Source organism: Gammaproteobacteria bacterium (assembly GCA_013817245.1).
Classification (GTDB): domain Bacteria; phylum Pseudomonadota; class Gammaproteobacteria; order HTCC5015; family HTCC5015; genus JACDDA01.
Genome location: JACDDA010000008.1, coordinates 34471 through 50518, shown reverse-complemented (window position 1 = coordinate 50518; position 16048 = coordinate 34471). Strand labels below are relative to the sequence as shown.

General features: G+C 44.0%; 19 protein-coding genes. 14 read left to right on the top strand and 5 right to left on the bottom strand.

Annotated elements, in window-relative coordinates; all coding sequences use genetic code 11:
• Positions 1-48 precede the first annotated feature (48 nt).
• From H0W44_09870 to H0W44_09855, 4 genes are all read left to right on the top strand, one after another.
• The gene (locus H0W44_09870; protein ID MBA3582745.1) at positions 49-378 is read left to right on the top strand and encodes a zinc ribbon domain-containing protein; all 330 of its coding nucleotides are present in this window, start codon (positions 49-51) and stop codon (positions 376-378) included.
• Between the two features lie 216 nt (positions 379-594).
• Entirely contained in the window at positions 595-2385 is a 1791-nt protein-coding gene (gene aspS / locus H0W44_09865) for an aspartate--tRNA ligase (GenBank protein ID MBA3582744.1), read from the top strand.
• 1340 nt (positions 2386-3725) lie between these two features.
• Positions 3726-4001, top strand: a complete 276-nt coding sequence (locus H0W44_09860; GenBank protein MBA3582743.1) for a type II toxin-antitoxin system Phd/YefM family antitoxin — start codon at positions 3726-3728, stop codon at positions 3999-4001.
• On the top strand, positions 4001-4330 hold the full coding sequence (locus H0W44_09855) for a type II toxin-antitoxin system RelE/ParE family toxin (GenBank protein MBA3582742.1): 330 nt from the start codon (positions 4001-4003) through the stop codon (positions 4328-4330). The genes H0W44_09860 and H0W44_09855 overlap by 1 nt, the downstream gene beginning before the upstream one ends.
• 183 nt (positions 4331-4513) lie before the next feature.
• Here H0W44_09855 and H0W44_09850 read toward each other — a convergent pair whose 3' ends face one another.
• From H0W44_09850 to H0W44_09830, 5 genes are all read right to left on the bottom strand, one after another.
• Positions 4514-5614 (bottom strand): M48 family metallopeptidase, encoded by a 1101-nt coding sequence (locus tag H0W44_09850; GenBank protein ID MBA3582741.1) that lies wholly within the window; start codon positions 5612-5614, stop codon positions 4514-4516.
• A 10-nt stretch (positions 5615-5624) separates the two neighbouring features.
• Positions 5625-6431, bottom strand: coding sequence for an AIM24 family protein (locus H0W44_09845; protein ID MBA3582740.1), 807 nt, complete (start codon positions 6429-6431; stop codon positions 5625-5627).
• 217 nt (positions 6432-6648) lie between these two features.
• On the bottom strand, positions 6649-7365 hold the full coding sequence (locus H0W44_09840; GenBank protein ID MBA3582739.1) for a hypothetical protein: 717 nt from the start codon (positions 7363-7365) through the stop codon (positions 6649-6651).
• 25 nt (positions 7366-7390) lie between these two features.
• Positions 7391-8116 (bottom strand): hypothetical protein, encoded by a 726-nt coding sequence (locus H0W44_09835; protein MBA3582738.1) that lies wholly within the window; start codon positions 8114-8116, stop codon positions 7391-7393.
• 136 nt (positions 8117-8252) lie between these two features.
• On the bottom strand, positions 8253-9005 hold the full coding sequence (locus H0W44_09830; GenBank protein ID MBA3582737.1) for an endonuclease/exonuclease/phosphatase family protein: 753 nt from the start codon (positions 9003-9005) through the stop codon (positions 8253-8255).
• Between the two features lie 78 nt (positions 9006-9083).
• On the opposite strand from H0W44_09830, the gene nudB reads away from it, so the two are divergent.
• The 10 genes from nudB (at position 9084) to tolR (ending at position 16024) form a co-directional block, all read left to right on the top strand.
• Positions 9084-9518 carry a dihydroneopterin triphosphate diphosphatase gene (gene nudB / locus H0W44_09825; GenBank protein ID MBA3582736.1) on the top strand — a complete coding sequence of 145 codons (435 nt, stop codon included), beginning with the start codon at positions 9084-9086 and terminating at the stop codon, positions 9516-9518.
• Positions 9519-9778: 260 nt separating this feature from the next.
• Positions 9779-9976, top strand: coding sequence for a DUF2283 domain-containing protein (locus H0W44_09820; GenBank protein MBA3582735.1), 198 nt, complete (start codon positions 9779-9781; stop codon positions 9974-9976).
• Positions 9977-10124: 148 nt separating this feature from the next.
• Positions 10125-11225: a quinolinate synthase NadA gene (gene nadA, locus H0W44_09815; GenBank protein MBA3582734.1), complete on the top strand. Its 1101-nt coding sequence runs from the start codon at positions 10125-10127 to the stop codon at positions 11223-11225.
• A 103-nt stretch (positions 11226-11328) separates the two neighbouring features.
• The gene (locus H0W44_09810; protein MBA3582733.1) at positions 11329-12075 is read left to right on the top strand and encodes a YebC/PmpR family DNA-binding transcriptional regulator; all 747 of its coding nucleotides are present in this window, start codon (positions 11329-11331) and stop codon (positions 12073-12075) included.
• Positions 12076-12091: 16 nt separating this feature from the next.
• Complete coding sequence (ruvC, locus tag H0W44_09805; protein MBA3582732.1) at positions 12092-12616, top strand: crossover junction endodeoxyribonuclease RuvC; 525 nt, start codon at positions 12092-12094, stop codon at positions 12614-12616.
• Between the two features lie 18 nt (positions 12617-12634).
• On the top strand, positions 12635-13279 hold the full coding sequence (gene ruvA / locus H0W44_09800) for a Holliday junction branch migration protein RuvA (protein ID MBA3582731.1): 645 nt from the start codon (positions 12635-12637) through the stop codon (positions 13277-13279).
• A 45-nt stretch (positions 13280-13324) separates the two neighbouring features.
• Complete coding sequence (gene ruvB / locus H0W44_09795) at positions 13325-14392, top strand: Holliday junction branch migration DNA helicase RuvB (protein MBA3582730.1); 1068 nt, start codon at positions 13325-13327, stop codon at positions 14390-14392.
• Positions 14393-14411: 19 nt separating this feature from the next.
• Positions 14412-14861: a YbgC/FadM family acyl-CoA thioesterase gene (locus H0W44_09790; GenBank protein MBA3582729.1), complete on the top strand. Its 450-nt coding sequence runs from the start codon at positions 14412-14414 to the stop codon at positions 14859-14861.
• A 1-nt stretch (position 14862) separates the two neighbouring features.
• Positions 14863-15540, top strand: a complete 678-nt coding sequence (gene tolQ / locus H0W44_09785) for a protein TolQ (GenBank protein ID MBA3582728.1) — start codon at positions 14863-14865, stop codon at positions 15538-15540.
• A gap of 40 nt (positions 15541-15580) precedes the next feature.
• Positions 15581-16024 carry a protein TolR gene (gene tolR / locus H0W44_09780; GenBank protein MBA3582727.1) on the top strand — a complete coding sequence of 148 codons (444 nt, stop codon included), beginning with the start codon at positions 15581-15583 and terminating at the stop codon, positions 16022-16024.
• Positions 16025-16048 lie beyond the last annotated feature (24 nt).

Below are 16048 nucleotides of genomic sequence, written 5' to 3'. Positions count from 1 at the left end.
GCACCTATCCCTATAATCGCGCTTCTTCTTGGCAATGAGGTGTTAGTCGTGCCTATTTATGAATACGAATGTAAAGCCTGTGGCCATGCGCTCGAAGCGCTGCAAAAAATGTCCGAAGATGCCCTCGTCGATTGTCCCGCGTGCGGCAAGCCCGAATTGAGAAAATGCGTCTCCGCCCCCGGTTTTCGCTTAAAAGGCGGTGGTTGGTATGAAACGGATTTTAAAAGCAAAAACAAACGGAATGTGGTCGAGGGCAGTAGCACCAGCAGCAGTGACGCCAGTAGTGGCAGCAGCAGTGGTAGCAGCAGTGGTAGCAGCAGTGGTAGCAGTGAACCGAAAACCGAAACCAAAGCTAAACCCGCTGCCAGCAAGGAATAATTGCCGCTGCGCATTGCGATCAGCTAGACCAATCCGTAATATTCCACACACTTTGTGTACTGCTTAGCGTCTAGTGAATGTGTAGTAAACGATTCATTGGGATCATTGGCCAGATATATTTGGCCGGATACATTAAGCAAACACATAAATCACGTAGGGTAGTCCGCCCCGGGTAGGGCTGCTCACTTTATCGTTAGTTAAATTATTGGGATGACCATGCGTTCTCATTATTGTGGCGTTGTTTCTGAACGCGAAATTGATCAAGAAATTGTGGCTTGTGGCTGGGTACATCGTCGTCGCGATCACGGTGGTGTTATTTTTATCGATCTGCGCGATCACACCGGTTTATTACAAATCGTTTTTGATCCGGACCGTGCCGACATATTTGCAAAAGCCGAACGCGCACGTAGCGAATACGTATTAAAAATTCGCGGACGTGTACGCGCACGTCCTGCAGGTACTGTGAATGCAGAATTAAGCACCGGTCAAATTGAAATCCTCGCGCTGGATGTTGAAGTACTCAACACCGCTGAAACACCGCCGTTCCAAATTGATGATAACGACGTTAACGAAGATGTGCGTTTACGTTTTCGTTATATCGACTTGCGTCGTCCGCAAATGCAACAACGGCTGCGTCTGCGCGCCAATGTCACGCATAAAATGCGCAACTTTTTAGAAGCCAATGGTTTTCTAGATATCGAAACCCCGATGCTAACCAAAGCCACACCCGAAGGTGCACGCGACTATATTGTTCCCAGTCGCACGCATCCCGGCAGTTTTTTTGCATTACCGCAATCACCACAATTGTTTAAACAATTATTGATGATGGGTGGTTTAGATCGTTATTACCAAATCGTGCGGTGTTTTCGTGATGAAGATTTACGCGCTGATCGTCAACCTGAATTTACTCAACTCGATATCGAGATGTCGTTCATCGACGAAACCGTCATCATGGATTTAATGGAAAGCATGATTGTGAGTTTATTTAAAGACATCATGAACATCGACATTCCGCGTCCCGTGCAACGCATGACCTATGCAGAAGCCATAGAACGTTTTGCATCCGACAAACCGGATTTACGTATTCCATTAGAACTGGTCACCTTAACCGATGCGATGCGCAGCGTAGATTTCAAAGTATTCAGCGGTCCCGCGAATGATCCAGAAGGTCGCATCGCAGCATTGCGTGTACCCAATGGCGGCGAAAAACTCAGTCGTAAAGATATTGACGACTACACGCAATTTGTCAGTCGTTACGGTGCAAAAGGTTTAGCGTATATAAAATGCAACGACCTCGCGCAAGGTCGCGAAGGTTTGCAATCACCGATTTTGAAATTTTTACCAGACGACGTTATCGCCACTATCTTGCAACGCACGCAAGCACAAAACGGCGATCTTGTTTTCTTCGGTGCCGACAAAGCGAATATCGTCAATGAATCACTGGGCGCATTACGCGTCAAAATTGGTCACGACTTAAAACTCATCGAAGGCGATTGGCGTTTCTTATGGGTCATCGACTTTCCCATGTTTGAATGGGATGCAAAAGACAAACGTTGGGCAGCATTACACCATCCGTTCACCGCGCCCAAAGTACCTTCTATTGATGCATTAATGGCCGATCCAGGTCATGCAGTTTCGCGCGCTTACGACATGGTATTAAACGGCACCGAAATTGGCGGCGGCTCGATTCGTATTCACAACAACGACATGCAACAAACCGTATTTAAACTTTTAGGCATCGAAGCCGAAGCAGCCGAAGAAAAATTTGGCTTCTTATTAAAAGCACTTAAATACGGCGCACCACCACACGGCGGTTTAGCATTTGGTTTAGATCGCTTAGTCATGTTAATGGCTGGCGCACAATCCATTCGTGACGTTATGGCATTCCCCAAAACACAATCCGCTGCATGCTTGTTAACCGACGCACCAGCGAATGTGTCGGAGGCGCAGTTAAAAGAACTATCAATAAGAGTGCGGCAACCAGCGATAGAAAAAACAGAAAAATAATAATAAAATAAACCTCGAGTGGTCAGACATTCGGGGTTTATGTTTTATATAAATATAGAATATCCATTATTTTGCATTGTTGAATTAGATTGATAATGTAATTTATTTTAATCGCCAGGTATCAAATGCCAATAAATGCAACAGGTGAAGTTTTTCTTCGATTTTTATTCGAGTTAGTTCTTCAAGTGTTTGGTTATCTTACAGGTTGTATTGTTGTTCCAGCATTTAGTTTTGGGCTTTTTCGAGTTGAGCGCATTGTGCGAAAACCAAAATACCGGTCATCATTAAAAAATATGCGCCTTGATGTAAGTGAGCCGCGCGTTATTAGCGCAGACGCCGGCACGTTTTTAGGTCTTATGTTTTGGTGTATTGTTGGCTTAATTATTTATCTAGTAATGTAGGGTGCAATAAGCGTAGCGCATTGCGCCGCATGTTTTTGTAAGCATGTGAAATAAAGTGGTAGGCAACATGCTGTTGAAATCAAAGAACATAAGCGTTTCGCCCGTCGCTACGCGACTATAGCGAGTAACTTTTTGTCATAACAAAAAGTCACCAAAAAATACTTTCCCCAATGTCTCGCTGCGCGTAAACAACACGCGCAGTACCCTCGTATGGCGTGACTTGTAACGGGGCGTCCCGACGCGACGTCCTTGTCGCGGCGGGGCTAAAACAAACCTCCTGTTTGTTTTCCCCGACAAGCCTCGCAACACTCGGCGAGCCATGAGGGGAATGTTCCTTTGTTTAAATTCACGAATGAATAAACATCTTGAGAGGTTAAAAATCTTTTTGTGCTCAAACGAAGGGATAATGCCCGTTATGGTGTGCCGAGTTGTGTTTAAGGGATAGCGACACATGAACAGGGATGTTCATGTGAGCCGAGCGCAACAGGATGTTGCGTTGAGGCGACGCGTGAGCCCTTAAACACTGCGAGGGAATACTTGAATGAAATGTAATTTCATTCAAGTACGCAACATCCGGCACAGTACTTTTTGGTGACTTTTTGTTACGACAGCAGATTTTTGCTCCTGCAAAATCTGCATTCATACCATCCATGGTAATCAAAAGTTACTCGCTGTAGTCGCGCAGCGACGAGCGAAACGTTCTGATTTTTAATTAAAACATGCGGAACTATGTACTGCGCTTCGCTTGTTTTAATTATATATCTTTTCGCAGCAACATTTTATCTTGCTGTGTTTTCTTCCCTTAAACGTTAAGGTCAGTAAGGATTGAGTAACGCGATACCTTCAGGAGCCTCTGAGTTTTTAGTTTTGGGCGGCTTGCACGAAGTCTTTTAAAGGACTATATTTAGACCTCTATTTTGCAGAGCAGAGGGTATACATATGCGATATTCATCTCAAATAAAACCGATTAGTTATTTGAAAGCCAATGCTGCTGAGGTTTTGTTGGAATTGGCAGAGCAGCGGCAGCCGTTTGTGATTACTCAAAATGGTGAAGCGAAAGCGGTGCTGCAAGATTTGACTAGTTATGAAGAAACTCAAGAAACCTTGGCCTTATTAAAGATATTAGCCTTGGGTAATCAGGATGTTAGTGCTGGCAAAATAAAACCTATTAAAGATGTTATTGAGCATTTGCGTAACAAAGAGCTCGAAGATTAATGCGCCATGAGGTTTTTTTAACAACAGGCGCGCGCTATGATTTGGAAGATATTTACGACTATATAGCCACATCTGATTCTAGAAAACATGCTGATCATGTCTTAGATCAACTAATGGGATTAGTGCAAAAACTAATAATAAATCCAAATCGCGGATCGTATCCAAAAGAATTGGCAGCGTTAGGCATTCATGAGTATAGACAAGTGTTTTTTAAGCCTTATCGCGTAATTTATCGAGTGATAGATAAGCGAGTAATTATTTATTTAATCGTAGATGGTCGACGTGACTTACAATCGTTGTTGATAAGACGTTTTATGAGCTCAAGTTAATTCTTGGTTTAAGGGGTCTATTAGCCGAGTACTTTCAAAAATGTTGTGTGAATAAAGCGGTATGTTTTATGATTATAGAGGCTGAAATAAAAACGATGATGTTGACAGTGCCAGTCTTTATACATCAATAAAGAAACCACATTGCAGCACAATAAATCCAAAGCTGCGCTTGGTCTGCTTCAATTATATATCTTTTCGCAACAACATCTTATCTTGCTGTATTTTCTTCCAATCAAGCGTCAATGGCTTACAAGCGGGGCAAGGTTGTTGAGCGTGTAGCGCTTCAATTTTTTTTATGCGTTCGGCAATATCAGGATGAGATGAAAGCCATTGCGGTGTTTTGTTTACGCGATTTTCTTTTTCGAGTTTTTGTAACAAGGTCACCATGCCGCTTGGCAAGATGTTTGCCTTGATTAAGTTTTGATATCCTAGTCGATCTGCTTCTGCTTCTACTTCGCGGCTAAAGTACATATTGCCCATTTGGTGAGCAATGACGGCGGTGGCGGCGTTTACGTCGCCTAACACCAACATTAAACCTGCTGCCCAGCCCATACTTTTAATCATATTTTTTAATGCGTGGCGTTGTTCTACATGTTGTACTTCATGCGCTAAGACCGCGGCTAGTTCTTCTGCGTTGTCGGTTTTGGTTATTAGTCCGGAGTTGATAATGATAATGCCGCCCGGTAATGCAAACGCATTAATTTTTTTGTCTTTTTGGATAAACCAGCGATAGTGAAATTTAGAATCTTTAGTTAAACGCGTACCAATTTGTTTAACGGCATCCGCCGCTAACCCCGTTTTGATAATGTCGCCTTCACTTTCAATTTGTTCTAATACTGAATTTCCTAGTTTTTCTTCATTTTTGATTGAGACTTGATCAGTTACCCACGAAATTGCTTGATCATAACGCCACCATAAAAGACTTATGGATAATATGAAGACTACGGTTACCGTAGCTAAAGTCCCCCATACCCATTTAATAGTCGATTTGCGCTGATGCCATTGTTTAAATTGTTTTTGGAGCGAGGGCGGAGCGTTAGCGATGACTAATGCAGTATCGTTTTTGCTGGTAGGTTTTAAAGCATAAGAAATATCGTCAGCTGTACGCCAATTTAAAAAAAGATCATCGTGTTCAAAACCGCCTACGCGAGGCGAGATGTCATTCGTATTGACTACTATTGACATGGTAGTGATGCGCAAGCTTTCTCCTGAGAAGTAAGCTTCGACATCCATACCCGTAAGCGGTAATTCCGCACCAAATAACTTTGCTTTAAATGTTTGCATAATTAATATTTTATTTTTCTAAACCGCCCGCTATAGACGCAATGACGACGATGATAATCAGCAACAGATAAATTTTTCCGCCTATGCCTTTAGTTTGTCCCAGCGTGGCCGCGCGCATGAGTGCTGCGCCCAAACGACGTTCTGGTAATGATTGCAGCCATACTTTGCCAGGGCCGTTTAAGCTAGCGTAAAACAAACCTTCGCCGCCAAAAAAAGCGGTTTTTAATTTACCGGCATAATTAATTTCGTAAGAGACCGTAGGACTTAATGCCACTAAACAGCCGCTATCTACTTTTAATGATTGGCCGGGTGCTAGCGTCATTTCAGTTAATGCACCATTAGAACTAATAAATGTTACGCCGTGTCCGGTGATGCGCTGCATGATGAAACCTTCACCACCAAAGAAACCGACGCGCAATCTTTTTTGCCACGCTAAATTTACTTCTATGCCTTCTTCACCGGCTAAATAAGCGCCTTTTTGGCAAATCAATTCGCCACCTAAACTATCTAAATCAATCGCGACGATTTTGCTAATACTGGACGTAGCAAACGCGACGCGCTGAGGCGTATTTGATTCATTGCTATAACGACTGCTGAATAAAGCTTCGCCAGTAAATTTGCGTTTTACTGCTTTGTAAAAACGACCTAAAGCACCAAAAGCCGATTGCGAGCCATCACCCAATACAGTGGTGACCGTAATTCTGTCATCCATATACATCATGGCGCCTTGCTCGCCAATAAAAGCGGCATTAGGCGGCAATACAACTTCTACATATTGCAAATCTGAACCGTGGATTGTGTATGAGAGCCCTGACATTTTTCTTCTCCTGAGAGTGATTAATAAGTGTTATTACGCTATATGTTTTTTTAAGAGGCGTTATGACGTTTTTTAATGTTGACCTTATAGAATTCTGTTCCGAGATAATGCCACGATAATAAGCCAAGGTGCAATCAACGTTGCGACTTTGTTAGGGTTAATTTAAATTATCTTGGTTTGAAATTGGTTCGGCTTGAACGTGATGGCAATGACTTCACTAAAATTGATAACCCACTTCGAAGTTGTTGATAGTGGAATTAACATTGCCATCATTTAATACATAATAGTGCCATCCAAGAATAATATCGTGATGATGGTATTCAATTCCAAAAAACGGCGAGAGGCCACTGCGATTTTTATAAAGATTAGGGGGCTCAGGTTCAATGTTTTCTTGTGGTTCAAGAGGTTGAACGATTGGAAAGTTGTTAATAGGTTCTGGTATAGCAGGCAAGCCATTGGAGGTAGTTGTCTTTTCTTCTACATCCAATCGCCAATTTAATATACCGCCGCGTAGCGCAACATGCGATCGTGGAGAAATGGGCAATATAGCTATCGGGGCAATATAAAATCCGCTGGCGTCTGCGTCGATCACGCTTAATATCGTCGTGTCTGTGTAATAGATAGAATCACTAGTATAACGTGTTTCGCTATTACCTAAATCTATCCACCCGAGTTCCAAAGCGTAGCTTTCGCTTAATGAGTAGCCTGTAAAAATACGCAAAGATTGACGGTCGTAATCTGTTTCAAGTTTATGGTCGATACTGGGAAACGCTGCGGAATAAGGATTGAGATAGATGGCGTATAACTCGGTTTCTTCATAAGCATCCGCCCAGTCGGCGTAAGTTAAGCCAATCGATGCGCCGTAATAAAATTTACTGGCATTGACTGCTGGTGGCGCGAGTAAAATACAGATTAAAAGTAGTTCGATACGCATAGTTTTTTCTCTTTTATATATGCTGTTAAAACTGATAACCGAATTCTAATGTATCAACATTCACGCCGATATTGCCATCGGCCAATACATAGTGATGCCAGCCGACAAGAATGCTGCGATAGTGATATTGAATGCCGATAAACGGAGAAACTCCATTGCGATCCGCATATAAATCCGGCGAATTGTTTGGTGTCGTTTCAGTGGCAGGTAAATCAAGAGTTGGCACGGACATATTAGGGTTTGGAATTGAGAATACTATAGGGGCGGTGAGCGAAGTAGAATTGTGTTCAACATTCATTTTCCATATTAATAATCCCACTTTAATTGTGAGATTAGAATGTTTGTTAATTGATAATGTTGTCGTCGGCACAAGATAAAAGCCGGTGGCTTCCGTATTAATAGTGTTCAGCCATAGCGCCGTTCCAGATTCGCTTATTGTATCTTCGGTTTTGCTACTGCCAAAATCTACCCAGCCGAGTTCTAAAGCATAACGTCCATTAAATGCATAACCGCTAAAGACGCGTAGTTGTAAATTATTATTATCTTTTTCAAGCTGATGTTCGATTCTGGTGGACGAGTTGGAAACGCCATAGCTTTCATTTGTTATATATGTACTGTATTCAGAAGTTTCTTCGTAGGCTTCAGTCCAGTCTGCATGACTTAAACCCAGCGCTACGCCGTAATAAAAATCGCCCGCTATAGCGGTGGATTGACTTAATAAAAAGCAGAGGAATATTAGCCCGTTACGCATACTGTTTCTCATTTTGTAATTTTATTTTTTAAACTTATTTGACGGCGGCAACCATATATAAAGAGATTGAAAAAATCAAGCCGTCTGTAAAGTTGAGTGGCGATTGTTATGATCGCGTTGTGCGGCATGTTCTTTTTTAAACTAGCTCAAACTCCGCATACAGCGGCATGTGATCGGAAAGTTTTTTCCAGCCGCGATCTTTTAGTAATTCTGCTTTTATCGGTTGAATGCCGCGATAATAAATACGATCTACCGGTAGCGTGGGAAACCATGCGGGGAAGCTCCGTGCGTAGTTGCCGTGTTGTGTTTTGAAGGCTTCTTGTAAGTTTAAATTTTCTGCGAAGTAGCCGCTGGCGCGACCGCGCCAATCGTTAAAGTCACCTGCGATAATTAAGGGTTCGTCACTGGGTATGTGTGAGTGAATGCGTTCGCTGAGGATGTTGATTTGGCGTTTGCGATGGTGTTCGAATAAATCAAAATGTACGCAGATGACGTGGACTTTACGTTGTAAGTGAGGAATGTGAATGATGCCGTGTAAGAAGCTGCGACTGGCGAATTTCATGGATGACACATTGATGTTTTCCCAGCTGATGATGGGATAGCGACTTAAAATGGCGTTACCATGATGACCGTCGGCATAGATGGCATTTTTTGCATAGGCATGATGTTGCCATAATTTATCGGCGAGAAATTCGAGTTGGGTGGCAGCAGGCCAATCGCTAATCGTTTGTGCGTGTTTGCTGTGTGCGCCGAGAATTTCTTGCAGGAATACTAAATCGGCATCAAGATGTTGCAGGTGTTCGCGAATCTGATGCAACACAAAGCGCATGTTGCCGACGCTAAAACCTTTGTGGATGTTGTAAGTTAAAACTTTAAGTATTGATGACATAATATTTTTAGGGTTGGCAGTATTTAACGTTAACAGAATAACGCTAGTGTAACGTGTGAACGCAAATGATGGGTAATCATGCAAATTTATAAACGACCGGAATCTGTGTTGGTGTTAGTGCATGCGGAGCAGCAGGTATTGTTATTGCGCAGACGTTTGCCGCCGGTAGGTATTTGGCAATCGGTGACGGGTAGTTTGGAGTGGGATGAATTGCCGGCCGCCGCTGCGGTGCGTGAGTTAGCGGAAGAAACGGGATTGCAGAATTGCGTGGTGGAAGATTGCGGTATGAATGCGTGGTTTGAGATTGTGCCGGAGTCACGCCATCGTTATCCGCCGGGTACGACGCAAAATTTGGAGCATGTGTTTCGAGTTGAGTTGCCCGCAGTGCAAGCGATTCAGTTGGATCCCACAGAGCATGACGCTAGTCAGTGGGTGTCGGCGGCCGAAGCGGCGAAATTGACGTGGGCGTGGACTAATCGGCAGGCGATTCAGCGTTTATTATTAGAGTTGTGACATCGTGGACATTGAGAATGGATAATGATTAAAACCACCCGTTATTTTGAGTTGATGCGTCAACGATCTGATAGGGCAGATATTCGGCTTGAATGGATAGATTATGTTGTGAAATATCCCCTCAAAGAACATATTTAGGCTGACGGTCGCATTCGTCGTTGGGCGAGGATTGAACAGATGGACGGCCGGTATGTACGGGTTATACTCTTGAGTGACGGTGAAACGATTCAGAATGCTTTTTTTGATCGCGGGTTTGAGCCATGAAAATTCAGTATTTCCAAGAAACAGATACTCTATATATAGAGCTACGGCCTGCGGCGGTGGTTGAGTCGAAAGATTTAGATGAAAACACCGTGTTGGATTTAGATGCGGCTCAAAACATTGTCAGCATTACCATTGAGCATGCGAGTGAACGTGCGGATATTCCCCATTTTTCTTTTGAGCAAATTGCCGCTTAAAAGCGTGATTTGATCGCATTTTTCGCACACTATCCTTCGCAAAAGAGGGATCAGTCGTTAGTTAATACCCTAGTATTTCAATCAGGTACTCCCCAAATTCTTGGTGTATACTGCAAGGCCTTTTTTATACCTCTGATGCGGAGCCGCTATGTCTGCAGTCGCTGTCGAAATTAACCGTTATGCCATGCTTTCCGATGAGGAATGCGAGCGCCGTATTGTGGCTGCTAAAAAAGCATTGGGCGATAAGGTGGTGATTTTGGGTCATCACTATCAACGTGATGAGGTTTATCGGCACGCCGATGTGACGGGTGATTCTTTGAAGCTGTCACGTTACGCGGCTGACTCCACTGCTCAATATATTGTATTTTGCGGTGTGCATTTTATGGCCGAGGTGGCGGATATTTTGTCGCGGCCGGATCAGATTAGTATCTTGCCTGATATGGCCGCCGGTTGTTCGATGGCGGATATGGCCAATTTAACCAATGTTGAGCGTTGTTGGCAGGAGCTGGCCACCGTGTTGGCACCGGACGAGATGGTCACGCCGGTTACTTATATTAATTCAGCCGCTGATTTGAAAGCATTTTGTGGTCGGCATGGCGGTGTTGTGTGTACTTCGTCGAATGCCGAACGCGTCATTAATTGGGGTTTTGCGCGTCGCCCAAAAATCCTGTTTTTCCCGGATCAGCATTTGGGTCGTAACACCGGTTTTCGCATGGGTATTCCATTAGATGAAATGGTGGTGTGGGATTATGACCAGCCTATGGGTGGTTTAAGCGTTGAGCAAATTCAAAAAGCACGCATGATTTTGTGGAAAGGCCATTGCTCAGTGCATCAGATGTTTAAGCCATCGCAGATCGACAAATTTAAAGAAAAGTATCCAGAAACATTAGTTATTTCGCATCCTGAAGCCAGTTTAGAGGTTTGTCAAAAATCGGACTATGTGGGATCTACTGAATATATAGTAAAGACGATTACTGCTGCACCTGCGGGCACGCGTTGGTTGGTGGGCACCGAACTGAATTTGGTGAACCGCTTAGCTGAACAACTTAAAGCCGATGGCAAACACGTGCATTTCATGTCGCCGACGGTGTGTATGTGTTCGACTATGTTTCGTACGGATCCGCAGCATTTAGCCTGGGTGTTGGAATCATTGGTTGCCGGGAAAGTGATCAATCAAGTGAAAGTGCCGGAGCACGAAGCGCGCGAAGCGGTGATTGCCTTGCAACGGATGTTGGATATTAGCCAATAGATTTCCGTTATTGGGTTTTGTGTTAGCGGCGATCTTATCGAACGCAATGCCAAAGCAATGTTAAAATGGTGACCATCCAGCTACTCTAACGTGTGAGCGTAATATGGCAGGCCATAGTAAATGGGCGAATATTCAACATCGTAAAAATGCCCAAGACTCTAAGCGCGGCAAGTTATTCACCAAATTAATTCGCGAAATTACGACGGCGGCACGGTTAGGTGGCGGCGATGCTGCAACCAATCCGCGTTTACGTTTAGTGATGGATAAAGCGCTGACCGCTAACATGACGCGTGACACCATTGAGCGCGCAATTAAACGCGGCTCCGGTGCAATGGATGCCGATAATTTTGAAGAAATTCGTTACGAAGGTTATGCGCCGGGTGGTGTGGCGGTAATGGTTGATTGTATGACGGACAATCGGCAACGCACGGTTTCAGATGTGCGTCATGCGCTGACTAAATGCGGCGGTAATTTAGGTACTGATGGTTCGGTGGCGTATTTATTTTTGCAGCAAGGCGTGATTAGTTTTGCGCCCGGCATCAGCGAAGACAAAATTATGGAAATAGCATTAGACGCTGGTGCGGATGATATTCAAAGCCATGATGATGGTTCGATTGATGTGTTAACGACGCGTGATCGTTTTATCGATGTTAAAGAAACATTACTCAAAGCGGGTTTAATCGCTGTGCATGCAGAAGTCACTATGCGCGCAACGCTCGATGTTGTTGCGAGTGGCGATGATGCCGCCAAAATTATTAAGCTGATTGATATGCTCGAAGATTTAGATGATGTGCAAGAAGTCTATACCAATGCAGATATTGCTGATGATGCTTGGGCAGCGGTAGGGTAGTTGCATCGCTGCTTTAATTCGCATCATTGGCATTGACCCTGGTTCAGTAGTAACCGGTTATGGGGTTATTGAAAGCGATGGTGTCATCAATCGTTATATTGCGCATGGTAGTGTGCGCTTAGGTGATGGCGAGATGCCAGATCGCTTGGCGACTATTTTTGCAACACTGGGCGAAAAAATTCGCGAATGGCAACCCACTGAATCGGCGGTTGAACAAGTGTTTATGAATAACAATGCTGCATCAGCATTAAAACTAGGTCAAGCACGTGGTGTGGCGATTTGCGCCTGTGTGATAAATGGTTTGCCCGTTGCAGAGTACTCTGCAAAGTCAGTGAAGCAATCGGTTGTGGGTAATGGTAATGCCACTAAAACACAAGTGCAGCACATGGTAAAAACGTTATTAAATTTTAAAGGCGAGATCCAAGCCGATGCCGCAGATGCTTTAGCGGTTGCATTATGTCATGGGCATAGTCGGCAATTGCGCGGCGGCATTGCATTACAAACGACACGCCGTCGTGTTGTGCGTCGCCAAAGTATTTAAGCAGAGTATAAAAACAATATGATCGGACGTTTATCAGGTATTTTAATTCACAAACAACCGCCCGGTTTGGTGGTGGATGTGCAAGGTGTGGGTTATGAAATTGAAGCGCCGATGTCGACGTTTTATGTGTTGCCTGCGCTAGGCGAGTCAGTAAGTTTGTGGATACACACGCATGTGCGTGAAGACGCTTTGCAATTGTATGGCTTTATGGCAGACGCCGATCGTAGTTTGTTTCGTGAATTAATAAAAGTCAGCGGTGTTGGTGCGCGTATGGCTTTAACGATTTTATCGGGCATGGATGCAGCGGCCTTTATTCAATGTGTGCAACGCGAAGATGCCGCGTTGTTAACACGTCTACCGGGCGTGGGTACTAAAACGGCGCAACGTTTAATTATTGAATTAAAAGATCGTTTGAAAAATGCTCATGTTAGTTTGCCGCAGAATAATACGCGCATTCAAGTGAGTAACAGTTCGCCAGTAGATGAAGCGGTGAATGCACTGATTGCATTAGGGTATAAACCCGCTGAAGCCAGTCGCATGATCGCTAAAGTAGAGGGTGCCAGTACAGAAGGAAGCAAAGAAGGAAGCAAAGAAGAAAGCAGCGTCGAAGATTTAATTCGCCAAGCGCTGAAACAATCAGTTAGACCTAGCGTTAATAAATAATGCTTATGCGTATCATGTCATTAGCGTTAATAAGGATAATTTTTCATGTCAGATGAACGACTGATCGCGCCGCGCACGCAACACGATGACGATGCGGTGGATCGGGCGATTCGTCCTAAGCGTTTAGTTGATTATATCGGTCAGCCAGTCGTACACGAGCAAATGGAAATTTTTATTTCTGCTGCGCGCTCACGCAATGAAGCGTTGGATCATGTATTGATTTTTGGCCCGCCGGGTTTAGGTAAAACGACGCTCGCCAATATTATTGCCAATGAAATGAACGTGAATATTCGTCACACTTCCGGGCCCGTGTTAGAACGCCCGGGTGATTTGGCGGCGTTGTTAACCAATCTTGAAACCAACGATGTATTATTTATTGATGAAATTCATCGTTTAAGTCCCGTGATTGAAGAAGTGTTATATCCCGCGATGGAAGATTATCAATTAGATATTATGATTGGCGAAGGACCTGCCGCGCGTTCGATTAAATTAGATTTGCCGCCGTTCACATTAGTAGGTGCCACCACGCGTGCGGGTTTGTTGACATCACCGTTGCGTGATCGTTTTGGCATTGTGCAACGTTTAGAATTTTATTCAATAGATGACTTGACTAGTATTGTAACGCGTTCGGCGAATATTTTAGGTTTGCAAACGGACTTAAAAGGCGCGCGCGAGATTGCACGGCGTGCGCGTGGTACGCCGCGCATTGCTAATCGTTTATTGCGACGCGTGCGAGATTACGCTGAAGTTAAAGCTGATGGGATTATTAGTTTAGACGTCGCGAGCAAAGCCTTGGATATGCTGGCCGTTGATATGCACGGTTTGGATAACATGGACAGACGTTTATTGTTAACCATGATTGAAAAATTTTCCGGCGGGCCGGTAGGCTTAGATAATTTAGCGGCGGCGATTGGTGAAGAGCGCGGTACCTTAGAAGAAGTTGTGGAGCCGTATTTAATTCAAGAAGGTTTTATGATGCGTACGCCACGCGGTCGGGTCGCCACTGATTTGGCGTATCAGCATTTCGGTTTAAAAGCGCCGTCACGTGATGCAGCTAATGATGTGACAAGTAATGTCGATGTCTCCTTGACGCAGCCATCGTTGTTACCGTAATTAATATGAGCAGAATTTCGTGAATCAATTTGTGAGTCCCTTCGTGAGTCAGGCGTTAGTTAACGAGCACCGAATTCATCGAAAAGTTTTTTTTGATGATACCGACGGCGGCGGTGTGGTTTATCATGCGAACTATTTGAAATACTTGGATCATGCGCGCAGCGAATTTTTATCTGTGCGTGGTTTTGAATTGTCAGTAATGCAGCATAAAGACGATATTATGTTTGCGGTCGCCGAAGCTCACGTTAAATATATTAAACCGGCGCGTTTAAGTGATCAATTAATCATCATCGCTAAACCCCTTGAAGCAAGTCGCGTTACTTTAATATTTGCGCAACAAATTTGGCGCGCCGATGGAGTGCAGCAGCCGCAAGAACTTTTATTAGATGCTACTATCAAACTGGCTTGCTTAAGTGCGAGTCGTTTTAAACCTGTACGTATACCAGATGCTGTTTTGGAGAGTTTCTAACGTGAATACTGATATGTCTTTTTTACATTTAATTACTCAAGCTAGTTTTGTGGTGCAGTGCGTAATGGCCTTGTTATTGATAGTTTCAATAGCATCGTGGTTATTCATTGTGCAAAAAATTCGCATGTTGTCGGAAGCCAAACGCCAAGCTAATAATTTTGAAGAAGCCTTTTGGTCAGGTGGTGATCTGCGAGAGCTGTACACCGCAGTGAATGAACGTGCCGGTAGTTTGTCGGGAGTGGAACGGATTTTTGAAGCAGGTTTTGCTGAGTATGCGCGTTTAAGCCGCACTCAGAAATCCCCTGAACGCATTGTCGAAACCACGCAGCGGGTAATGAAAGTTGCGTTATCGCGTGAAATTGATCGACTCGAAACCCATTTAAATTTTTTAGCAACGGTAGGTTCAACCAGTCCTTATGTGGGATTGTTTGGCACCGTGTGGGGCATTATGAATTCGTTTCGTGGTTTAGCGAATGTGCAACAAGCGACATTAAGCATGGTGGCGCCCGGTATTTCAGAAGCGTTAGTCGCAACCGCTATTGGTTTATTCGCGGCGATTCCTGCGGTGGTTGCCTATAACCGATTTACAAATGTAGTTGAACGTTTAGCAAATCGTTATGAAAACTTTGTTGATGAGTTTTCTACCTTGATTCAACGTCAAGCGTTTGCAAAAGAATGATAATTTTATTCGCGTTGATTAAAGATCGAGAGTTATAGCTATGGCGAGCTCTACAAATAAACGTCGTAAACCAATGTCTGACATTAATGTTGTGCCTTATATCGACGTTATGCTGGTGTTGCTAATTATTTTTATGGTGACTGCACCGATGTTGCAGCAAGGTGTGGAAGTGACGTTGCCGGAAGCGAGCGCGAAACCTTTGCCGCCTGATAAGTTAGAACCTATCGTTGTCAGCGTTGATGCGAAAGGACGTTATTATTTAAATATTGGCAAAGCGCCGAATAAGCCGTCCGATTTATCTGCGATTCAAAAAACCGTCAGCACGGTGTTAAAACACAAACCAACAACGCCGGTAGTGGTGAAAGGCGATCATAAAACTGATTATGGCAAAGTAGTGCAGGCGATGGTCGCATTACAAACCGCGGGCGCAGAAAAAGTGGGCCTTATGACGGAACCGGCGAAACATGCTAATTCTGTTCGTTAATGTGCGTAGTGATGTGAGATTATA

Coding starts and splice junctions, on each gene's coding strand:
- aspS (MBA3582744.1), top strand. CDS start 595: ATGCGTTCTCATTATTGTGGCGTTGTTTCTGAACGCGAAATTGATCAA.
- H0W44_09860 (MBA3582743.1), top strand. CDS start 3,726: ATGCGATATTCATCTCAAATAAAACCGATTAGTTATTTGAAAGCCAAT.
- H0W44_09855 (MBA3582742.1), top strand. CDS start 4,001: ATGCGCCATGAGGTTTTTTTAACAACAGGCGCGCGCTATGATTTGGAA.
- H0W44_09850 (MBA3582741.1), bottom strand. CDS start 5,614: ATGCAAACATTTAAAGCAAAGTTATTTGGTGCGGAATTACCGCTTACG.
- H0W44_09845 (MBA3582740.1), bottom strand. CDS start 6,431: ATGTCAGGGCTCTCATACACAATCCACGGTTCAGATTTGCAATATGTA.
- H0W44_09840 (MBA3582739.1), bottom strand. CDS start 7,365: ATGCGTATCGAACTACTTTTAATCTGTATTTTACTCGCGCCACCAGCA.
- H0W44_09835 (MBA3582738.1), bottom strand. CDS start 8,116: ATGCGTAACGGGCTAATATTCCTCTGCTTTTTATTAAGTCAATCCACC.
- H0W44_09830 (MBA3582737.1), bottom strand. CDS start 9,005: ATGTCATCAATACTTAAAGTTTTAACTTACAACATCCACAAAGGTTTT.
- nudB (MBA3582736.1), top strand. CDS start 9,084: ATGCAAATTTATAAACGACCGGAATCTGTGTTGGTGTTAGTGCATGCG.
- H0W44_09820 (MBA3582735.1), top strand. CDS start 9,779: ATGAAAATTCAGTATTTCCAAGAAACAGATACTCTATATATAGAGCTA.
- nadA (MBA3582734.1), top strand. CDS start 10,125: ATGTCTGCAGTCGCTGTCGAAATTAACCGTTATGCCATGCTTTCCGAT.
- H0W44_09810 (MBA3582733.1), top strand. CDS start 11,329: ATGGCAGGCCATAGTAAATGGGCGAATATTCAACATCGTAAAAATGCC.
- ruvA (MBA3582731.1), top strand. CDS start 12,635: ATGATCGGACGTTTATCAGGTATTTTAATTCACAAACAACCGCCCGGT.
- ruvB (MBA3582730.1), top strand. CDS start 13,325: ATGTCAGATGAACGACTGATCGCGCCGCGCACGCAACACGATGACGAT.
- tolR (MBA3582727.1), top strand. CDS start 15,581: ATGGCGAGCTCTACAAATAAACGTCGTAAACCAATGTCTGACATTAAT.